Origin of the sequence: Cellulomonas sp. zg-ZUI22, assembly GCF_017353535.1 — a bacterium.
GTDB lineage: Bacteria > Actinomycetota > Actinomycetes > Actinomycetales > Cellulomonadaceae > Cellulomonas > Cellulomonas wangleii.
In genome coordinates, this window is record NZ_JAFMUZ010000001.1 from 1,010,392 (window position 1) to 1,030,194 (window position 19,803).

The 19,803-nt window shown below is 74.9% G+C and carries 15 protein-coding genes; 7 read left to right on the forward strand and 8 right to left on the reverse strand.

What is annotated here, in order from left to right:
- Positions 1-155 precede the first annotated feature (155 nt).
- On the forward strand, positions 156-836 hold the full coding sequence (locus J1G43_RS04575) for a TetR/AcrR family transcriptional regulator (RefSeq protein WP_207370088.1): 681 nt from the start codon (positions 156-158) through the stop codon (positions 834-836).
- A 97-nt stretch (positions 837-933) separates the two neighbouring features.
- On the opposite strand, the gene J1G43_RS04580 is transcribed toward J1G43_RS04575, so the two are convergent.
- Both J1G43_RS04580 and J1G43_RS04585 read right to left on the reverse strand, forming a co-directional pair.
- Positions 934-1,899, reverse strand: a complete 966-nt coding sequence (locus J1G43_RS04580; protein WP_207339398.1) for a glycoside hydrolase family 43 protein — start codon at positions 1,897-1,899, stop codon at positions 934-936.
- Between the two features lie 104 nt (positions 1,900-2,003).
- On the reverse strand, positions 2,004-3,542 hold the full coding sequence (locus tag J1G43_RS04585) for an alpha-N-arabinofuranosidase (RefSeq protein WP_207339397.1): 1,539 nt from the start codon (positions 3,540-3,542) through the stop codon (positions 2,004-2,006).
- Between the two features lie 181 nt (positions 3,543-3,723).
- Between J1G43_RS04585 and J1G43_RS04590 the strand changes: the two genes are divergently transcribed.
- Entirely contained in the window at positions 3,724-5,265 is a 1,542-nt protein-coding gene (locus tag J1G43_RS04590) for a Gfo/Idh/MocA family oxidoreductase (protein WP_307859473.1), read from the forward strand.
- Positions 5,262-6,002, forward strand: coding sequence for a cupin domain-containing protein (locus J1G43_RS04595; protein ID WP_207339395.1), 741 nt, complete (start codon positions 5,262-5,264; stop codon positions 6,000-6,002). The genes J1G43_RS04590 and J1G43_RS04595 overlap by 4 nt, the downstream gene beginning before the upstream one ends.
- 29 nt (positions 6,003-6,031) lie before the next feature.
- Here J1G43_RS04595 and J1G43_RS04600 read toward each other — a convergent pair whose 3' ends face one another.
- Complete coding sequence (locus J1G43_RS04600) at positions 6,032-7,201, reverse strand: PrsW family intramembrane metalloprotease (protein WP_207378049.1); 1,170 nt, start codon at positions 7,199-7,201, stop codon at positions 6,032-6,034.
- Positions 7,202-7,309: 108 nt separating this feature from the next.
- On the opposite strand from J1G43_RS04600, the gene J1G43_RS04605 reads away from it, so the two are divergent.
- A complete protein-coding gene (locus J1G43_RS04605; protein ID WP_207339393.1) occupies positions 7,310-7,927 on the forward strand; it encodes a sugar O-acetyltransferase in 618 nt (205 codons plus the stop codon).
- A 56-nt stretch (positions 7,928-7,983) separates the two neighbouring features.
- Here the strand turns inward: J1G43_RS04605 and J1G43_RS04610 are convergent, their stop codons facing one another.
- Positions 7,984-9,303, reverse strand: a complete 1,320-nt coding sequence (locus J1G43_RS04610) for a YihY/virulence factor BrkB family protein (RefSeq protein ID WP_207370091.1) — start codon at positions 9,301-9,303, stop codon at positions 7,984-7,986.
- A gap of 100 nt (positions 9,304-9,403) precedes the next feature.
- Between J1G43_RS04610 and J1G43_RS04615 the strand changes: the two genes are divergently transcribed.
- Complete coding sequence (locus J1G43_RS04615) at positions 9,404-10,462, forward strand: alpha/beta hydrolase (RefSeq protein WP_207378050.1); 1,059 nt, start codon at positions 9,404-9,406, stop codon at positions 10,460-10,462.
- Positions 10,463-10,476: 14 nt separating this feature from the next.
- Here J1G43_RS04615 and J1G43_RS04620 read toward each other — a convergent pair whose 3' ends face one another.
- From J1G43_RS04620 to J1G43_RS04635, 3 genes are all read right to left on the reverse strand, one after another.
- On the reverse strand, positions 10,477-12,327 hold the full coding sequence (locus tag J1G43_RS04620; protein WP_307859474.1) for a bifunctional 3'-5' exonuclease/DNA polymerase: 1,851 nt from the start codon (positions 12,325-12,327) through the stop codon (positions 10,477-10,479).
- Positions 12,328-12,360: 33 nt separating this feature from the next.
- Entirely contained in the window at positions 12,361-12,759 is a 399-nt protein-coding gene (locus tag J1G43_RS04630) for a VOC family protein (RefSeq protein WP_207339389.1), read from the reverse strand.
- Between the two features lie 82 nt (positions 12,760-12,841).
- Positions 12,842-13,168, reverse strand: coding sequence for a hypothetical protein (locus tag J1G43_RS04635; RefSeq protein WP_207339388.1), 327 nt, complete (start codon positions 13,166-13,168; stop codon positions 12,842-12,844).
- Positions 13,169-13,473: 305 nt separating this feature from the next.
- Here J1G43_RS04635 and J1G43_RS04640 point away from each other — a divergent pair, with 305 nt between their 5' ends.
- Positions 13,474-15,771: a glycoside hydrolase family 3 N-terminal domain-containing protein gene (locus tag J1G43_RS04640; RefSeq protein WP_207378051.1), complete on the forward strand. Its 2,298-nt coding sequence runs from the start codon at positions 13,474-13,476 to the stop codon at positions 15,769-15,771.
- A 15-nt stretch (positions 15,772-15,786) separates the two neighbouring features.
- On the opposite strand, the gene J1G43_RS04645 is transcribed toward J1G43_RS04640, so the two are convergent.
- Positions 15,787-16,845: a LacI family DNA-binding transcriptional regulator gene (locus J1G43_RS04645; RefSeq protein WP_207339386.1), complete on the reverse strand. Its 1,059-nt coding sequence runs from the start codon at positions 16,843-16,845 to the stop codon at positions 15,787-15,789.
- Positions 16,846-17,263: 418 nt separating this feature from the next.
- Between J1G43_RS04645 and J1G43_RS04650 the strand changes: the two genes are divergently transcribed.
- On the forward strand, positions 17,264-19,729 hold the full coding sequence (locus tag J1G43_RS04650; RefSeq protein ID WP_207370094.1) for a non-reducing end alpha-L-arabinofuranosidase family hydrolase: 2,466 nt from the start codon (positions 17,264-17,266) through the stop codon (positions 19,727-19,729).
- Positions 19,730-19,803: the final 74 nt, after the last annotated feature.

The window sequence follows — 19,803 nt, forward strand, 5'->3', positions numbered from 1 at the left end:
AGGGGCTCCTGGGTCGGTGGGGTAGGAGGACGACGGTGTCCGGTCGGCGCGCGTGCACGGTGAGCCGATACAGGACTGTATGCGATACAGGTGTGTATCGAAACCGCTACGCTCGTCCTCGTCACGCAAGGACCCGGCCGGAGGAGTGTGAGGGCATGGCGGGCACCGGAGCCGCCCCCGCGCCTGCCGCGGACCCGGCCGTCTCGCCGCGTCGGCAGCACACGCGCGAGCGGCTGCTCGACGCGGCGTTCGACCTCTTCGCGGACGAGGGAGTCGACGCCACCTCGATCGAGGCCGTCTGCGAGCGCGCGGGGTTCACCCGCGGCGCCTTCTACTCCAACTTCGAGAGCAAGTACGCCCTCCTGCTGGCCCTGGCCGCGCGCGAGCACGGGCGCCGGCTGAGCGAGCTGCGGGGCGCGCTGGCCGCCGCCCAGGCGGAGTCGGGGCACGGCACGGGCAGCGACCTCGACGTCGACTCCCTGAGCCGCTTCCTCGAGATCCTGCTCGAGCGCATGTCCGACGACCGCCGCTGGCGGGTCATCAGCGCCGAGCTGACCCTGCTGGCGATGCGCCAGCCCGCGATCGCGCGGCACCACCACGACCTGGACCGGCAGATGACCGACGAGGTCGCCGACGAGATCGAGCGGCTGATGCCGGTGCTCGGCCGCCGGCTGGTGCTGCCCGCGCGCCAGGTGCTGCGCGTGCTCACCGCCGGGTACATGGCCGACCTCAGCGCCGCGGACCTCTCGGGCGGCCCGCAGCCCGCCGCCCGCGCGCGGGAGCAGGCCGCGGCGTGGCTCCCGACGGTCGTCGACCGTCTGACCGAGCCCGTCTGACCGAGCCCGTCTGACCGGGGCCGTCTGACCGGGCCTGTCCGACCGAGCCTGTCCGAGCGAGCCTGTCCGACCGAGCCTGTCCGACCGAGCCCCGCGGTCAGGCGGGGTACGCCGCCGACAGCGCCGTGTGCTGCGCCCGGGTGAGCGGCACCACCACCCCGTGCTTCGTGTTCGGCGGCAGGACGAGCGCGCCGTCCGGCACCTCCTGCCAGTCGCCGGACGCCAGGTCGTCGGTGCGCAGCGCGACGTAGCCCTGCGGCCGCACGGAGTACTGGTCGAGCCACAGGTACCACGTGCCGGTGCGGTGGTCGCGGAACACCAGCGGTGCCTCGACGTGGTCGAACCGGTGGTCCAGCAGGCGCGAGGCCAGCACCTCGAAGTCGTCGGCGTCCAGCGCGGAGCCCACCTCGTGGAAGGCCTTCAGGGAGTCCGGTGCGTCGGCGTCCTGCTTGGAGAAGCGGTGCACCCGGCCGTCCGGTGACAGCGACGCCGGGACGACGGTGGTGTCGATGACGCCCGTCCCCCGGTCGATGAGGACGCGTGCCGGTGAGGCGGTGCGGAAGTCGCGGGTCCGCACCACCAGGACGCGCGAGTACGCGGCCGTCGTGTGCGCGGGGTCGTCGTCGGGGTACAGCGACGACGAGAACGTCACCGCGAACTCGCCGGTCGACGGGTCGTACGTCGCCTCGGGTGCCCAGGCCATGCCCGCCCGCGGCGGCGCGACCTCGAGCAGCCACGGCTCCGACCAGTGCACGAGGTCGGTGGAGCGCCACACCACGAGGTCCCGGCTGCCGTGGCGGGTCCACGCGTCCCAGCCGGCGTCGTCGCCGCCGTAGATGCGCAGGTCGGTGGCGAGGAGGAACCACTCGCCGTCCCCGGCGACGAGGTACGGGTCGCGCACCCCCGTCGTGCCGAGGTCGGACCGCAGCACGGGCCGGCCGCCGTTGGCGCGCCGCCAGCGCAGCGGGTCGTCGCCCTGCGACAGCGAGAAGTAGATCTGCTCGCCGTACCCGTCGGGGTCCTCGACGTGGTGCACCAGCAGGTAGCCGTACTGCTCGTCCATCGGAGCTCCTCGAGGGCCGGCGGTTCGTCGTGCGCGCCGGGGGAAGGGGAGGACTGGATCGACCTCTCGCGGGGAGGGGTCGATCCAGCCCGTTCCGGGGTGGGTCAGGCGAGGGTCGCGGTGCCCGCCAGGGCGGTCCAGGACTCCGGGGCGAGGCGGACGGTGGTCGTGCCGGTCGTCGTCGCCGTGACGGGCGCGGCGTCGAGGGTCGTGACGTGCTCCGCCTCGACCTTCGCCGCGTGCGCCGGGCCGTGGACCGCGGGCTCGTGGTCCGCGGTGACCTGCACACCCCCGCCGAGGGTCAGGGCGACGCCCGGGTGGCGCAGCTCGACCTCGACGGGCTCGGCCGTGCGGTTGACGAGGAAGACGCCCAGCTCGCCGGCGTCGGGCTCACCGGCCCACGTCACGGCCGCCGTCACGGTCGGCACGTCGCCGTGGCGCCGGGTCGTGAGGGTGGGCGCCTGCACGCGCACGTCGAGCGCGTCCCCCTGCGCGAGGCGGGCCGTGGCCGCGAACGGGTGGAACGTCGGCTGCTTCCAGGCCTCGCCGCCCGGCTCGGTCATGATCGGGGCGATGACGTTGACGAGCTGCGCGAGGCACGCGACGGGCACGCGGTCGGCGTGGTTGAGCAGCGTGACCAGCAGGTCACCGACCACGACGGCGTCGAGGCCCGAGTAGACGTCCTCGATGATGCGCGCGGGCTGGTGCTGCAGCGGCAGGTTGGTCTCGCCCGGGAACCGCGACTCGAGGTACCAGACGTTCCACTCGTCGAACGAGATCGTGATCCGCTTGTCCGAGCGCTTGCGGGCGCCCACCGCGTCGGCCGACGCGACGACGCGACGGATGAAGCGGTCCATGCCCGTCGCGGAGCCGAGGAACGAGGCGCGGTCGCCGTCCAGCTCCTCGTAGTACGCGTGCATCGAGATGTGGTCGACCAGGTCGTACGTGTACGACAGGACCGTCTGCTCCCACTCGCCGAAGGTCTCCATCTGCATGGAGGACGACCCGCAGACGACGAGCTCGATCGACGGGTCGACGAGCTTCATGGCCTTGCCGGCCTCGGCGGCGAGCTTGCCGTACTCGTGGGCGTCCTTGTGGCCGATCTGCCACGGCCCGTCCATCTCGTTGCCGAGGCACCACAGCGTCACGCCGTAGGGCTCCTCGCGGCCGTTGGCGATGCGCAGGTCCGCCCAGCGCGAGCCGGCGACGCCGTTGCAGTACTCGACCAGGGCGGCCGCGGCCGCGACGCCGCGCGTGCCGAGGTTGACCGCCATCATCGGCTCGATGCCCTCGCGCTCGGCCCACTGCAGGAACTCGTCCGTGCCGACCAGGTTGGGCTCGACGGTCCGCCACGCCAGGTCGATGAACGGCTTGCGGTCCTCGACCGGCCCGACGCCGTCCTCCCAGACGTAGTTGGAGACGAAGTTGCCGCCGGGGTAGCGCACCATGGTCACGCCGAGCTCGTGCGTGAGGTCGGCGACGTCGCGCCGGAAGCCGTGCTCGTCGGCCGTGGCGTGCTCCGGCTCGTAGATGCCGGTGTAGACGGCGCGTCCCAGGTGCTCGACGAACGAGCCGAACAGGCGACGGTCGATGGCGCCGGTGCGGAAGTCGGGGTGCAGCAGGACGGTGGCGTGCGGGGTCATCGCGGAGCTCCGATTTCGAATTCACAACGTTGTAAACGGGTTCAGCATAGCGCCGCCCCGGGGTGCGCCCGGCGGTACCTGGGCTACTGTGACCCACGCGACGGAACGCGCTTTCCGCACGGTGCGGCACGCACCGCGGACGCCGCCCGCGCCCCATCGTCGACGCCGCCGGAGGACACCTGTGACTGAGCCGACCGACCCCCGCACGCTCGACCAGAACCCCACCGCCCCGCGGCCGCCGTCCGCGCGCCGCACGCAGGGCGACCCGTCCGTCGTGCCCACCTTCGCGCCGCCGCCGCCCGGACGACGCCGCCGGCGTCACGCCGTGGTCGGCACCGGCCACCGCGCGGGCATGTACGTCGGGGCGCTCACCGGCGACCACGCGGACGTCGCCGAGCTCGTCGCGTGGTGCGACACGAACCCCGCCCGCATGGCGTACCACGACGCGCAGGCGGGGGCCGCCCTCGGCCTCGGTGGCCCGGCGGGCCTGCCGCAGTACGGCCCCGACGACCTCGAGCGCATGATCGTCGAGGAGCGGGTCGACGTCGTCGTCGTCACCACGCCCGACGCGACGCACGCCGACCTCGTCGCGCGGGCGCTCGACGCGGGTGCGGACGTCGTGGTCGAGAAGCCCCTGACGACGACGGTGGAGGGCTGCCGCACCATCACGCGCGCCGTCGCCCGCACGGGCCGCGACGTCGTCATGACCTTCAACTACCGCTACGCGCCGCGGAACTCCGCGCTGCGCGAGGTGATCGCGTCGGGGGAGATCGGGCGCGTGACGTCCGTGCACTTCGAGTGGGCGCTGGACACCGTGCACGGAGCCGACTACTTCCGTCGCTGGCACCGGGACAAGCGGATGTCCGGCGGGCTGCTCGTGCACAAGTCGAGCCACCACGTCGACCTCGTCAACTGGTGGCTGCAGGACGTCCCGGCACGCGTGTTCGCGTCGGGCGGGCTGCGGTTCTACGGGGACGCCAACGCGGCCGAGCGGGGCATGGGGCCGCGCCCGGAGCGCGGCACCGGCGCGCAGGGTGATCCCTGGTCGCTCGACCTGACCCGCGACCCGCGGCTGCGGGCGCTGTACCTCGACGCCGAGCAGCACGACGGGTACCGCCGCGACCAGGACGTCTTCGCCCCCGGGATCACCATCGAGGACAACATGGCCGTGCTCGTCGACTACGCGGGTGGTGCGACCCTCACGTACTCGCTCACCGCGCACAGCCCCTGGGAGGGCTACCGGGTCACCGTGAACGGCACCCGGGGGCGGGCCGAGCTGGAGGTGGTCGAGCGGGGCGCGGTCGTGCTCGACGACGACGGGCACGCCGTCCTCGACCCCTCGGCCACGCCCGAGGCCGTGCAGGCGGCGGGCGGGCGGCCCGCGGGGGAGCGGCTGCTGGTCCAGCAGCACTGGGGTGCGGCGCGCGAGTGGCCGATCCCGGCGGGCGTCGGCGGGCACGGCGGCGGCGACGCGATCCTGCTGATGGACGTCTTCCGGCGGGACCTGCGCGAGGGGCCCGACCGGCTCGGGCGCGCCGCCGGCTACCGCGACGGGCTGCGGGCGGTGGTGGTCGGCATCGCCGCCAACCGGTCCATGGTCACCGGGCTGCCGGTGCGCGTCGAGGACCTGGGGCTGGCGGACGACGTCGCCCTGACGCCCGCGGGTGAGTCGGTGCCCGGCGTCGCGTCGTCGGCCGCCGGAGGAGGCATGCTGGACACATGACCAGTCTTCCCGGTGGGGTGTCCGTCAGTCGGCTGCGCGTGTACGACTGGCCGGCGCCCGACGGGGTCGGCCGCGCCGGGAGCGGCACACCGCACCTGCACGTGGCCTCGACGGAGGCGTACGTCGTGCTGTCCGGCACCGGCGCGCTGCACACGCTCGGCCCGGAGGGGTTCGTCGAGCACCCGCTCCGGCCGGGCGTGGTCGTCACGGTCCAGCCCGGCGTCGTCCACCGGGCCGTCAACGACGGCGACCTCGAGGTGCTCGTCGTCATGTCGAACGCCGGGCTGCCCGAGGCGGGCGACGCGGTCATGACGTTCCCGCCCCCGGCCCTCGCGGACACGGTGACGTACCGGGACGCCGCGGCGCTGCCGGTCGGCGGTGCGCACGCCGAGGTCACCGACGAGCACGTGGCCCAGGCGGTCCGGGCACGGCGGGACCTGGCGCTGCAGGGCTACGGCCAGCTGCTGCAGGCGGCGGCGCGGCACGGTGCGGCCGCGGCGCTGCGGCCGTTCCACGAGGCCGCGGTGCGTCTGGTGCGACCCTCGGTGCCCCACTGGCAGGACCTGTGGGGCCGCACGGCGTTCGCCGCGACCGACGCGACCGCGGCAGTGCTCGAAGGGCTGATGCGCGGGGCCGCGCCGCACCTCGCCCACGGTCGTTCCGAGCGGGTCGAGTCCGACCCCGCGCCCCGCCGGTACGGCATGTGCGGTCGGATGGAGACCTGGGACCTGCGCTGACGGTCGGCGCCCCGGCGGTGGGGTCCGGGTCAGCGGGGTGCGGCGGCCGCGAGGACCCGGTGCCGGTCCGCCGTCACCGCGACGAGCAGGTCCCGCTCCGACTCGGCGTGGGCCCGCAGGTCCGCCCGGCCGGTCGCGGCCTGCTGGCGGCGGAACGCCAGCGTGGTCGCGTCGCGCTGGAACCGGCGCATCGCCTCGCCGGCCGCCGGGCCGCCCGCCCGCGTCGCCCAGGCCACGGCCGTGCGCCGCCGCTGCAGGGACGCCAGCATCTCGACCTCGTGCGGGGCGAACCACCCGGCCGCGGCGTACTCGGCGAGCCGGCGCGCGATGACCACCGACTCCTGGCGCCGCAGCCAGAACGTCAGGCCCACGACGCCGGCGAACAGCGGCACCTGCACCGCCGCGAAGACGAGGAGGTACGCGCCGCCGGCGACCAGGCTGGTCGCGTTCCACAGCGCGTGCCCGACGGTCGCGCCCACCAGCCCCAGGGGGAACAGCCACCAGGCGGCGTGCCGGCCGCGGGAGCGGGCGGCCAGGCCGAGGGCGGCGCCCGTGCACGCCGTGAACAGCAGGTGCGCGAACGGCGTGGCCAGGCCGCGCAGCACGAACGTCTCGGCCAGGGCGTCCCCCGCCCGGCCGAAGTACAGGATGTTCTCGATGAACGCGAAGCCCGCCGCGACGACGCCCGCGTAGACGAGGCCGTCGACCACGCCGTCGAAGTAGCGGCGCCGGGCCAGGAACAGCACCAGCACGCCCGCGCCCTTGGCGAGCTCCTCGACCACGGGCGCCGACACGACCGCGGACGCCACGAGCCCGGCGTCGAGGCTGCCGGTCGCCTGCGCGACGGTGTACAGGGTGAGGTCGTTGACGACGATCGAGACGAGCACGGCGACGCCGGCGCCCCACAGCAGGCCGAACAGCAGCGCGCCGCGCGGCTCCGGCTCCCAGCGGTCGAGCCAGCGGATGCCGAGCAGCACCACCGTCAGCGGCACCACCGCGAGCACGGTGCCGACCACCCCGGCCCCGACGCCCACCTGGACGAGGACCATCGCGAGCGCACCGAGCGCCGCCACCGCGATCAGCGCGACCGCCAGCATCGCGAGCACGTCCCGCACCGTCGTCGTCCGCCGCGGCGGGACCCACCCCGCCGGGACGGCACCGGGTGGGACGTCGGGGCGGATCGTCTCGGTGCTGCTCACGCGCACACCCTAGGGCCCGCAAGGACGCCTGTCCCCGGTGACGCCCGGCGGGCGACCGTAGGGTGGCGCAGGTCCCGGCGCCCCGGCCGGGCCGAGGGAGAGGCAGGCATGGACGAGCACGAGGTGCGGCGCGCGATGCGCTCGCAGGAGCTGTACGACGACGAGGGGCCGGGGCTGGAGGCGCTCGTCGCCGAGCGGCAGCGCGCCAAGGAGCTGACGTGGCGCTTCAACATGACGAACCCGACGGACGTCGCCGCGCGCCAGGCGATCCTGCGTGAGCTCTTCGGCCCGATGGGCGAGCGCGTGTGGATCGAGGCGCCGCTGCAGGTGTCGTACGGGTACAACGTGTCGTTCGGCGACGACGTGTTCGTCAACGTCGGGTTCACGCTCGTCGACGACATCGAGGTGACGATCGGCTCGCGCGTGATGATCGCGCCGAACGTCACGATCAGCGTCACCGGTCACCCCGTGCACCCCGAGCTGCGCTCCGGCATGGCGCAGTTCTCCGCACCCGTGACCATCGAGGACGACGTCTGGCTGGGCGCCCACGTCGTGATCCTGCCGGGCGTGACCGTCGGTGCCGGGTCGATCGTCGGCGCGGGCAGCGTCGTGACGAAGGACGTGCCGCCCGGGGTCGTCGTCGGCGGGGTGCCGGCCCGCGTGCTGCGTCCGATCACCGACGCGGACCGCGAGTTCGTCTACCGCCGGCCGGGCACGCTGGCCTGACCCCCGCGCCGGACCCTCGCGACCGTGCGCTTCCCCCGGCCCGCGTCCGACGCCCGTCAGGCGCGGGCGCCGCGGGACCGCGCACGCGCCCGGCCGGGGCGGCGCTCCGGCGGGCGCGCGTGCGACCCGTCCGCCGCGCCCCCGCGGCCGGCCGGGTGCGCGGCGGGGCGGTGGTCCAGCTCGGCGTTCACGACGCCGCCCGTGAGGACGACGATCGCGGAGATCCACAGCCACAGCACGGCCGCCAGGATCGTGCCGAGCACCTGCGCGGCCACCTGGACGGTGCCCTCGCCGTCGACCTGCGGCGCCGTGGGCCCGGCGGTGCGCAGGTACCAGGCGAAGCCGGCCGCGACGACCAGCACCCCGAGCGACCCGACGACGGCGCCGGGCACCGCCCGGCGCCACGTCGTGCCCGGCTCGTGCTGCGGGCCGTACCGGTAGAGCACGGTGAGGTACGCCCCCGCGACGCCCACGGCGACGGGCCAGCGGACCGGCGCCCACACGGTGCCGAACGCGTCGCCCAGGCCCAGGCGGTCGGCGATCTGCTCGCCACCGCCCAGCAGCGGCCCCACGACGACCAGTACCAGCACCACCAGGAGCGTCACCACGGCGCCGAGCGCCAGCGCGACCCCCAGCACGCCCTGCGCCACGATCCCGCGGCGCTCCGGCACCGTGTACGCGTCGTCGAGCGCCCTGATCGCGGCCCGGAACATCCGGCTCGCCAGGAACAGCGTGAGCAGCAGGGAGCCCACGGCGACGCCCGTGCGCTCCTCGCGCAGCAGCCCCTGCACCAGGGGGACCAGGGCGTCCTGCGCGACGTCGTCCGCCAGGACGCCGGACACGGCGTCGACCACGCCGTCCTCGACCTGCGTGACCTGCTCGCGGCTGGTGAACCGCTCGAGGTAACCCAGGCTCGCGCCCAGCGCCGAGGTCAGCGGCACCACCGACAGCAGGGCGTAGTACGTCATCTCGGCGGCGAGGCCCGTGACCCGGACGTCGATCACCCGGCGCACGCACCGCACGACGAACGGCAGGAGGTCGAGGCCGCGCACGCGCACCGGGTGCCGTCGAGCCCAGGCGTCCGCGCGGTCCAGCACCGTCTGCCGGTCGCGCTGCGGTGCCCGGGCCCGGACGCGGGGGACGGCGCGCGCCGCCCCGAGCACGGCGGCCGGGGCCACGACGGCGGTGACGAGCAGGACGAGCCACGCCGGGGTGCGCCCCGGGACCACGGCTGCGGCGGCGCCCCACGCGGCGAGCGCCCCGGTGAGCGCCGTCAGCGTCGTCGTGGCGACCGCCAGGCGCGCGCTCGCGTCGTCCGACCGGCGGCACGCGACCGCGCCGAGCACCGCCAGCACGGCGACGGCGACGAGCAGCACGGGCACTCCGGGGATCGAGGGGGTCGCGGGCATCGTAGGCGGCCCCCGCAACCGCAGGGCTGCGTCGCACCGCCGTGGGGGGCGACGTAGCGTGACGCCCATGCGTGACGCCCCCGGCACGACCCCGCAGGTGACCGCCGCGCACGGCCGCCCGCCCGGTGCTCCCGGCCTGGTCGCGCGCGGCCTGGTGGGGTTCGCGCTGCTGGCCGCTCCGGCGTGGGTCGTCGCGACGGCCGGCGACGTCGTCGCGCACCAGCACCGTGCCCTGACCGTGCTGCTCGTGGTGGCCGCCCTGGCGGGCGTGGCCGTGCTCGTGCGTGTCGTCGTCCTCGCGCGGCGCCGGTCCGCGCGCGCCGTGGCCCGCACCGCCGCGGCCCCCGCTGCGGGGACCGGCGGAGCCGTCGGGCGGCGGGGGCCCGCGTCCCGCGTGCTGGCCGCGACCGGCGTCACGGTCGGGTACCTGGTCCTCGCCCTCCTCGCCGGCGCCGTCGTGTGGCTGCGGCCGTTCGCCGCGACGGACGACGCGCTGGCCGCCCTGCGCTCCGACGACCTCGTCGAGGTGCGGGAGGAGTCCGGCTGGTACGCGTTCGTCCCGCAGGGACCGACGTCGCCCACCGCCGGCCTCGTCTACTCCCCGGGTGCCCGGGTCGACGTGCGAGCGACCGCCGCGGTGCTGCGCCCGCTCGCCGAGGCGGGCTACCTGGTGGTCGCCCTCAAGGAGCCGCTGGGTGTGGCGCTCACGTCCCCCGCGCAGTCGGGGCAGGCGATCGCCGCGTACCCGGAGATCGACGACTGGGCCGTCGGCGGGCACTCGCTCGGCGGCGTCGTGGCGTCGACGTACGCCGCCGCGAACGACGACCTGGTGGACGGGCTGCTGCTGCACGCGTCGTACCCGATGGGCGACATCAGCGACGCCGACCTGCGCGTGGCCTCGGTGTCCGGCTCGCGCGACGGCCTGACGACCCCGGCGGACGTCGAGGCGTCGGTGGCGGACCTGCCCCGCGGCACGACGTTCACGGTGGTCGACGGGGCGGTGCACGCGTTCTTCGCGGACTACGGCCCGCAGCCCGGCGACGGTGAGCCGACCGTGACGCGCGCCCGGGCGCAGCAGGAGATCACCACGGCCGACCTCGCGCTGCTCGGGAGCCTCGGGGACTGAGGCGGGCCGGGCGCTCACGCGTCCGCGTACGACTCCACCACCGCCAGGTCCAGCGCGAACTCGACCGGCGCGGTGCCGAACAGCAGCCGCCCGGCCTCGTCGGCCGCGTCCCGCACGGCCTGCGCGACGGCCTCGGCGTCCGCCACGGGGGAGTGCACCACCACCTCGTCGTGCAGGAAGAACACGAGGTGCGCGCGACCGTCGCCGATCTCCCGCAGCCGGCGGCGCAGCGCCGCGAGCCAGCACAGCGCCCACTCCGCGGCCGTGCCCTGGACGACGAAGTTGCGCGTGAACCGGCCGCGGTCGCGGGCCCGGCGCCGGGCGTCGCGCACGTCGTCCGGGTCCGCGCCCTCGGCGCCCGCCGATCCCAGGCGGTCGAGGAAGGCGGCGCTCGCGGGCGGCGACGTGCGACCCAGCCACGTCGAGACGGGCTCACCGCGCTCACCGGCACGGGCGGCGGCCTCCACCAGCGCGACCGCCTGCGGGTACGCGCGCGTCAGCCGGGGCATGAGCATGCCCGCCGCGCCGGTGGTGGCGCCGTAGATCGCGCCGAGCAGGGCGTACTTGGCGTCCGTGCGGGTGGGCACCGTGCCCGCGTCGGCGATGCGCTGGTAGAGGTCGGACCCCCGGGCGGCCTCGGCCATCGCGCGGTCGCCGGACATCGCCGCGAGCACGCGCGGCTCGAGCTGGGAGGCGTCGGCGACGACCAGGCGCCACCCGTCGTCGGCGCGGGCCGCGGCACGCAGGGAGGCGGGCAGCTGCAGCGCCCCGCCGCCGTCGGTGGCCCAGCGCCCGGTGACGACGCCCCCGACGACGTACGTGGGCCGGAACCGCCCGTCGTGCACCCACGCGTCGAGCCAGGCCCAGCCGTTCGCGCTGAGCAGGCGCGACAGGCGCTTGTACTCCAGCAGCGGCTCGACGACGGGGTGGTCGAGCTCGCGGATCTCCCACTTGCTGGTGGAGCCCACCGAGAAGCCCTGCCGGCGCAGCGCCGCGAGCAGGTGGGGCTGCGAGTCGGGGTTGAGGCGGGGGTCGTCCAGCAGCTCGCGGATCCGGCCGACCAGGTCCTCCAGCCGGCGGGGACGCCCGCCGCCCACGGGCCGGGGGCCGACCATCGCCGTCAGGAGATCGTCGTGGCGCACCGGGTCCCAGGGCAGGCCGTCGTGCTGCATCTCCGCGGCCAGCAGGGCGCCCGTGGACTCCGCGGCCAGCAGCAGCCGCAACCGGCCCGGTCGGGTGGACCCGGCGACCGCGGCGAGCTGGTCGCGCAGCTCCGCGAGCAGGTCGGGACCGTCATCGGCGTCCGGCGCGTGCGGGGCGCCGGGCGCGTGCGGGGTGCCCGGGTGGGCGGCCGGCTGCCCGGCCGGCGTCGCCGCACCCGCGCCGGCCGCACCCGCACTGGCCGCACCCGCGCCGGCCCCTCCCGCTCCGGCCGGTGCCGCCGCTGCCTGCGGCGTCGACCCCGCGGTGGGCGGCGCGTCGTCCGTGAGCTCGCGCAGCGCGTCGAGGAGGTCGGGCTCACGCGGCGCCTCCTCGTGCGGGGCCGGTGCGTCGAACGGGCCGGGAGGCGCGCTCTGGAGCCGCGACCCGGCCGCCGTCGCGGCGTGCCGCAGGATCGCGTGGCACAGCCGCAGGTCGTGGCAGCGCTCCACGCGCACGCCGGCGGCGATCAGCGCGGGGTACCAGCGGCGCGTGTCGTCCCACACCCAGCGTGGGCGGTCCTCGGCCTCGACCCCGGCGACCGCTGCCGGCAGCGCGTCGGCGTCGACCGCGCGCGACCCGATGACGGCCGCGTCGGCGTCCAGCGAGGTCAGCGTGACGGTGCGGCCGCGCGGGTCACGGGTGAGCAGGACGTACGCGGGCACGCCCCATCCTCGCGCGTCCCACCGACAGCGGCCTCACTGCTCGCGGCTGGACAGCACGCAGAACTCGTTGCCGTCGGGGTCCGCCAGGACGGTCCACGAGACGTCCGGCCCCTGCCCGACGTCCGCGAGGGTCGCCCCCAGGTCGAGCAGCCGGGCGATCTCGGCGTCGCGGTCGTCGGAGGTGTGCGGCGCGAGGTCCAGGTGCAGCCGGTTCTTGGTCGACTTGTCGTGCTCGACCTGCACGAAGCACAGGCCGGGCGGCACCTGGTGGAAGGGGAGGGTGGGTGCGAGCTCGCGGGCCCACGGCGGCAGCACACCGGCCTCGTCGTCCGCATAGCGTGCGTAGTCCCAGCCCAGCGCGTCGGCCCACCACCGGGCCAGGGCGTGCGGGTCGCGGGACTCGATCACGGTCGTGTACCAGCGCAGCGGCATCGGTGCTCCTCGGACGTGCTCCTCGGACGTGCTCCCGGTCGGGTGCGCCCGACGCTACCGGTGCCCGCCGACACCCGCCGGGTCAGCGGGCGAGGGCCGTCCGGACCGCCTCACCGGGCACCGCGAGCAGCGCGCTGCCGTCCGCACCGTCGAGCGTCACCACCAGGTCGGCGGTCTCGGGGTCGACGACCACCTCGATGGCGTCGTCCCCCCGCACCACGCCGGGCGTCGCCAGGGCCGCGGCGACGACCTCACACGGCCACGTCCAGCGGGTCACCCCGCCGAGCTGCAGGAAGTGCACGACCAGGTCGGGTCCTTCGCGGTGGACCGTCGTGGCCACCGTCGCGGACGTGTGCACCAGCACGCAGTCCGCCGAGGTCAGTACCGGGACGGCACCCGTCTCGCCCATGTCGTCACCCTCTCGCTGCTCGTCCCCCGACGCCCGGGCCCCTGCACCCGGGTCGACCGCGGGCCGGGCCGCGCCGGTTCGGACGGTAGCCGGGCCCACCGACACAGGGGGGTGGATCGCGGGGTGAGATACCGGGCGATCGGGTGACGCGGTCCGGAGTGCCGACCCGCGCGGCCCGGCCGGGGCCGCGCGACCCGTCGACGGCGGGCGCGCGACCCCGTCACGGGCGGTTACCGCACCCGGCCCGACCTGCGTTAGCGTCGTGCGGCCGGTCGCAACGCTCCGAACGTCACAGAGGACCCTTCGTGGACACGCTCCCGTACCAGGACCCGTCGCTGCCCGTCCCGGCGCGCGTCGCCGACCTGCTGAGCCGCATGACGCTGCCCGAGAAGGCGGGGCAGATGCTGCAGCTCGACGCCCAGCCGGGCGTGGAGGACCTCGTCCTGGAGAAGCACGTCGGGTCGATCCTGCACGCGTCGCCGCAGCGCGTGCTCGAGGCCCTGGACGCGGTCGAGCGCACGCGGTTGCGCATCCCGCTCCTCGTCGCCGACGACGCGATCCACGGCTACTCCTTCTGGCGGGGCGCGACGATCTTCCCCACCCAGCTCGGCGTCGCCGCGTCCTGGGACCCGGCGGCGGCCGAGGCGATGGCGCGGGTGACGGCCGTCGAGGTGTCGGCCACGGGCCTGCACTGGACGTTCTCGCCGGTCGTCTGCATCACGCGCGACCTGCGCTGGGGCCGGGTCGACGAGACGTTCGGCGAGGACCCGTTCCTGCTGGGTGAGCTCGCGGCCGCGATGGTGCGCGGCTACCAGGGTGACGGCCTGGACGACCCGACCGCGGTGCTCGCGTGCGCCAAGCACTTCGCCGGGTACTCCGAGACGCAGGGCGGGCGCGACGCGTCCGAGGCCGACATCTCGCGCCGCAAGCTCCGCTCGTGGTTCCTGCCGCCGTTCGAGCGCGTCGCCCGCGAGGGCGCCCGCACGTTCATGATCGGCTACCAGTCCACCGACGGGGTCCCGATCGTCGTCAACAAGTGGCTCCTGCAGGACGTGCTGCGCGGCGAGTGGGGCTGGACCGGCACCCTCGTCACGGACTGGGACAACGTCGGGCGCATGGTCTGGGAGCAGAAGATCGCCCCGGACCACGAGCACGCCGCCGCGAACGCCGTGGACGCCGGCAACGACATGGTCATGACGACCCCCGGGTTCTTCGAGGGCGTGCAGAAGGCGGTCGCCAACGGCCTGGTCGACGAGGCGCAGCTCGACGCCGCCGTCGCGCGCATCCTCACCGTGAAGTTCGAGCTGGGCCTCTTCGAGGACCCGCGGCGGCCCGACCCGGTGCGGCAGGCCGAGGTCATCGGGTCGGACGACCACCAGGACATCAACCTGCAGGTGACGCGCCGCTCGCTGGTGCTGCTGCAGAACTCCGGCGTGCTGCCGCTGGGTGGTGGCCTCGTGTCGCGGCTGGACGGGCACGCCACGGCCCCGGACGGCGCCGCCCCGGCGCCGCTGCGGCTCGCGGTGGTCGGCCCCAACGCGGACGACGTTGACGCCCAGCTGGGCGACTGGGCCGGTCGCTCCGGCCAGGTCGACTGGATGCGCGAGGAGGGTCACCCGCGCGAGATGACCGAGACCGTGCTGGACGGTCTGCGCGGTCTGCTGCCCGAGACGTGGGAGCTCACGTACGCGAAGGGCGCCGAGATCGGCACCCTCGGGCCCGACCCGGAGGGCGAGTTCTACCCCGACGGGCAGCCCAAGATGCCGATCCTGCACGCGGCCGCACCGGACGCGGCGATGATCGCCGAGGCGGTCGCCGCGGCGCGGGCGTCCGACCACGTGGTCGCCGTCGTCGGCGACACCATCGGCCTCATGGGCGAGACGCGGTCCACCGCGACGCTCGAGCTGGTGGGCGGGCAGGTCGCCCTGCTCGACGCGCTGGCCGCGACCGGCACGCCGATGACGGTGGTCCTCATCGCGTCCAAGCCGCTGGTGCTGCCGGAGTCGGCCCTGGGCGCCGACGCGATCGTGTGGGCCGCCAACCCCGGCATGCGTGGCGGGCGCGCGATCGCCGAGCTGCTGCTCGGCACCATCGAGCCGGCCGGTCGGCTGCCGCTGACCTTCCCGCGGCACGTCGGCCAGCAGCCCGTCTACTACAACGGGCTGCGCGGTCAGCACGGCACCCGGTACGCCGACCTCACGCAGGACCCGGCGTTCGCGTTCGGCGAGGGCCTGTCGTACTCGACGGTGGAGTACACCGATCTCACGGTGGCCACGCCGGTGCTCGGCCGCGACGACGTGGTCCGCGCGCGGGTCACGCTGACGAACACCGGCACGCGCTCGTCGCACGAGGTCGTGCAGGTCTACGTCAGCGACCTCGTGACGTCGCTGACCTGGGCGGACAAGGAGCTCAAGGCGTACCGGCACGTCGACGTCGCACCGGGGGAGTCCGTCGTGGTCGACGTCGAGGTGCCCGTGGCCGACTGCACGATCGTCGACTCCGAGGGCCGTCGCGTCGTCGAGCCGGGGGAGTTCGAGCTGCTCGTCGGCCGCTCGTCGCGGGACCGCGACCTGCTGCGCGCGGGCTTCGCCGTCACCGGCTGAGCCGGCGCCGCGGGCTCAGCGCGGGTCGGGTGCCGCGGCCCCGGCCGTGCTGGCCCGCACGACGAGCTCCGGCTGGAAGAGCACGCGCTGGTGCTCGACGCCGCGGCCCGCCGCGGCCTCCCGCAGCAGCAGGTCCGCGGCCGTCCAGCCGAGGGTGTGGGTCGGCTGCCGGACCGAGGTCAGCGGCACGGGCAGCAGGCCGAGCACGGGGATGTCGTCGTACCCGACGACGGCCATCTGCTCGGGCACGGCGACGCCGGCGCGCCGCAGGGCGCGCAGCGCGCCGAGCGCCAGGAGGTCGTTGGTGCAGAACGTCGCGGTCGGTCGGCGGGCGGGGCCGAGCGCCAGCAGCTCGGTCATCGCCGCGTCGCCCGCGTCCGCGGTCATGGCGGGCACGGTCACCTCGGCGAGCACCTTGCCCGGGTCCAGGCCGGCGGCGGTGAGCGCCGCGACGGTGCCGGCGCGGCGGTCGGCGCACGGCCGCACGTCGCCCGGGCCGTTGACGAGCCCGATGCGGCGGTGCCCCAGCGCCAGGAGGTGCTCGGTGGCCAGCGCGCCGCCCCGTACGTCGTCGACGCCCACGCTCGAGATCTCGGTGACGTCCGCCGACGCGTCCAGGAGGACGACCTGCATGCCGCGGTCCCGCACCGCCAGCACCTGGTCGATCGAGGCGCGCGCCGGGCTGACGAGGATGCCCTGCACGCCGTGCTCCTCGTGCAGCCGCAGGTAGCGGGCCTCACGCTCGGTGTCCGCGTCCGACGACGAGAGGACGAGCGTGTAGTCCTCCGGGGCGATCCGGTCCTCGACGCCGCGAGCGATCCCCGTGAAGAAGGGGTTGGCGAGGTCGAGGACCAGCACCCCCAGCATGTTCGCCGAACCCACCCGCAGCTGGCGCGCCGACGCGTTGCGGACGAACCCGAGGTCCTCGATGACCGCCTGGACGCGGTCGCGTGTCGACGAGGCCACGTGGTCGGGGCGGTTGAGGACGTTGGACACCGTCCCGACGGACACCCCTGCGCGCCGCGCGACGTCGGTGATCGACGGTCGTCGCGGTCGGTCGCCGCTCGTCGTCATCGACGACCCCCCCGCCCGTCTGCGACCGCCGTCGGTGGCCGGTCCGCCGCCCGATGCTAACCCCCGAAAGCGGTCCCGGCTGGTGGAAACGGGGTCAAAACGGCGCGCCCGCCCGACGGGGTCTGCGGGAGGGCCGCGCGGAGGGCGGCGCGCGCGGCGGCGAGGCCCTCCGCGAAACGATTCGCCGTCGCGCAAGCCCTTCGACTCCGGTGGCCCGCGTGGGATTGTGAACGTACACAACGGCTGGAACGGGACCCTGCACCACCCGGCCGTGCGGCGGGCCGACGGCGTCCACCCGCGCGGTCGGCACCGGACGCACCAGGCCTGCACCCGCACACGGGTGGGACCGCCGTGCCCTCCGAGGTGCCCGGTACGGCCGCGATCCCCGCCGTCCGGCGGGCCGCAGAGAGGGTGACGCATGACGAACACGACGCGACCAGGGCGGCGGGTGCTGGTCGCCGCGACCGCGGCCGCCGCCATCACCATCACCGGGGTCCTCACCACGCTGCCGGCGCAGGCCGCCGAGAGCACGCTCGGCGCGGCCGCCCAGCAGAGCGGGCGCTACTACGGTGTGGCCATCGCCGCCGGCCGCATGAACGACTCCACCTACATGGGGATCGTCGACCGTGAGTTCAGCTCGATCGTGGCCGAGAACGAGATGAAGATGGACGCCACGGAGCCGAACCGCAACCAGTTCAGCTTCACCAACGGCGACCGGATCGTCAGCTACGCGCTCGGCAAGGGCAAGCAGGTCCGCGGCCACACGCTGGCCTGGCACCAGCAGCAGCCCGGCTGGATGCAGAGCCTGTCCGGCCAGACGCTGCGTGACGCGCTGATCAACCACGTCACGCAGGTCGCGTCGCACTACCGCGGCAAGATCCACAGCTGGGACGTGGTCAACGAGGCGTTCGCGGACGACGGGCGCGGCTCGCGGCGTGACTCGAACCTGCAGCGCACGGGCAACGACTGGATCGAGGCCGCGTTCCGTGCCGCTCGTGCCGCGGACCCGGGCGCCAAGCTCTGCTACAACGACTACAACACCGACGGCGTCAACGCGAAGTCCACCGGCGTCTACAACATGGTCCGGGACTTCAAGTCCCGCGGCGTGCCGATCGACTGCGTGGGGTTCCAGTCGCACCTGGGCACGAGCGTGCCGAGCGACTACCAGGCCAACCTGCAGCGCTTCGCCGACCTGGGCGTCGACGTGCAGATCACCGAGCTCGACATCGAGCAGGGCTCGAACCAGGCCAACGCCTACCGGCAGGTCACCCAGGCGTGCCTGGCGGTCTCGCGCTGCACCGGCATCACCGTGTGGGGCGTGCGCGACTCGGACTCCTGGCGCACCGGGGCCAACCCGCTGCTGTTCGACTCCTCGGGCAACAAGAAGGCCGCCTACACCTCGGTGCTCAACGCGCTGAACGCAGCCGCACCCACGACCCCGCCGCCGACGACCCCGCCGCCGACGACGCCTCCGCCGACGACGCCTCCGCCCACCACCCCGCCGCCCACCACCCCGCCGCCGGACCCCGGCACCGGGACGTGCAGCGTGGTCTACACGGTCACCGCGCAGTGGCCCGGCGGCTTCACGGCCGACGTGCGCATCACCAACCGCGGTGCCGCGCTCAACGGCTGGACCCTCGGGTTCACGTTCCCCGGCAGCCAGTCGGTGCAGCAGGCGTGGAGCGGTGTGGCCACGCAGAACGGCAACCAGGTGACCATCAGGAACGCCGACTACAACGCGTCGGTGCCCAGCGGTGGGACCGTGCAGCTCGGCTTCAACGGCGTGTTCTCCGGCAGCAGCAACCCGGTGCCCACGGCGTTCACGCTCAACGGTGCCGGCTGCAACGGTGCGGTGACCCCAACCCAGCAGCCGACCGCGTCGCCCACGGTGAACCCCACCACGCCGCCGCCCACGACGCCGCCGCCGACCACCCCGCCGCCCACCACCCCGCCGCCCACCACCCCGCCGCCGGCCACGTGCACGCTGCCGTCGACGTACCGCTGGTCGTCCTCCGGTGCGCTCGCCCAGCCGCGCTCGGGCTGGGTCTCGCTGAAGGACTTCACGGTCGCGCCGGTCAACGGCCAGCAGCTCGTGTACGCCACGACGCACGACACGGGCACGCGCTGGGGCTCGATGAACTTCGGGCTGTTCTCCAGCTGGTCGCAGATGGGCTCGGCGAGCCAGAACGCGATGCCGTTCAGCGCGGTCGCGCCGTCGCTGTTCTACTTCGCGCCCAAGAACGTCTGGGTGCTGGCCTACCAGTGGGGCGGTCCGGCGTTCTCCTACCGGACGTCGACCAACCCGACGGACGTGAACAGCTGGGGTCCGCACCAGGACCTGTTCACCGGCTCGATCAGCAACTCGGGGACCGGTCCGATCGACCAGGCGCTCATCGGTGACGACAGGAACATGTACCTGTTCTTCGCCGGCGACAACGGCCGCATCTACCGGGCCAGCATGCCGATCGGGAACTTCCCCGGCAGCTTCGGGTCGAGCTACGAGACGATCATGACCGACTCGACGAACAACCTGTTCGAGGCCGTGCAGGTCTACAAGCTCGCCGGCCAGCAGCGGTACCTCATGATCGTCGAGGCCATCGGCAGCCAGGGCCGCTACTTCCGGTCCTTCACCGCCACCAGCCTGGACGGGCAGTGGACCCCGCAGGCGGCCACCGAGTCGAACCCGTTCGCGGGCAAGGCCAACAGCGGCGCGACGTGGACGAACGACATCAGCCACGGTGAGCTGCTGCGCACCAGCGCGGACCAGACCATGACGGTCGACCCGTGCAACCTGCAGCTGCTCTACCAGGGTCGCAGCCCCAGCTCGGGCGGCGACTACGGGCTGCTGCCGTACCGTCCGGGGCTGCTCACGCTGCAGCGGTAGCCGGGACGGTCCCACCGGCAACCGGTCCGCACCGTCGCCCGCGGGGGCGGCGGTGCGGACCTCGTGGCCCGGGC

Coding starts and splice junctions, on each gene's coding strand:
- J1G43_RS04580 (WP_207339398.1), bottom strand. CDS start 1,899: ATGGACGAGCAGTACGGCTACCTGCTGGTGCACCACGTCGAGGACCCC.
- J1G43_RS04645 (WP_207339386.1), bottom strand. CDS start 16,845: ATGACGACGAGCGGCGACCGACCGCGACGACCGTCGATCACCGACGTC.
- J1G43_RS04575 (WP_207370088.1), top strand. CDS start 156: ATGGCGGGCACCGGAGCCGCCCCCGCGCCTGCCGCGGACCCGGCCGTC.
- J1G43_RS04635 (WP_207339388.1), bottom strand. CDS start 13,168: ATGGGCGAGACGGGTGCCGTCCCGGTACTGACCTCGGCGGACTGCGTG.
- J1G43_RS04595 (WP_207339395.1), top strand. CDS start 5,262: ATGACCAGTCTTCCCGGTGGGGTGTCCGTCAGTCGGCTGCGCGTGTAC.
- J1G43_RS04630 (WP_207339389.1), bottom strand. CDS start 12,759: ATGCCGCTGCGCTGGTACACGACCGTGATCGAGTCCCGCGACCCGCAC.
- J1G43_RS04585 (WP_207339397.1), bottom strand. CDS start 3,542: ATGACCCCGCACGCCACCGTCCTGCTGCACCCCGACTTCCGCACCGGC.
- J1G43_RS04615 (WP_207378050.1), top strand. CDS start 9,404: ATGCGTGACGCCCCCGGCACGACCCCGCAGGTGACCGCCGCGCACGGC.
- J1G43_RS04650 (WP_207370094.1), top strand. CDS start 17,264: ATGACGAACACGACGCGACCAGGGCGGCGGGTGCTGGTCGCCGCGACC.
- J1G43_RS04605 (WP_207339393.1), top strand. CDS start 7,310: ATGGACGAGCACGAGGTGCGGCGCGCGATGCGCTCGCAGGAGCTGTAC.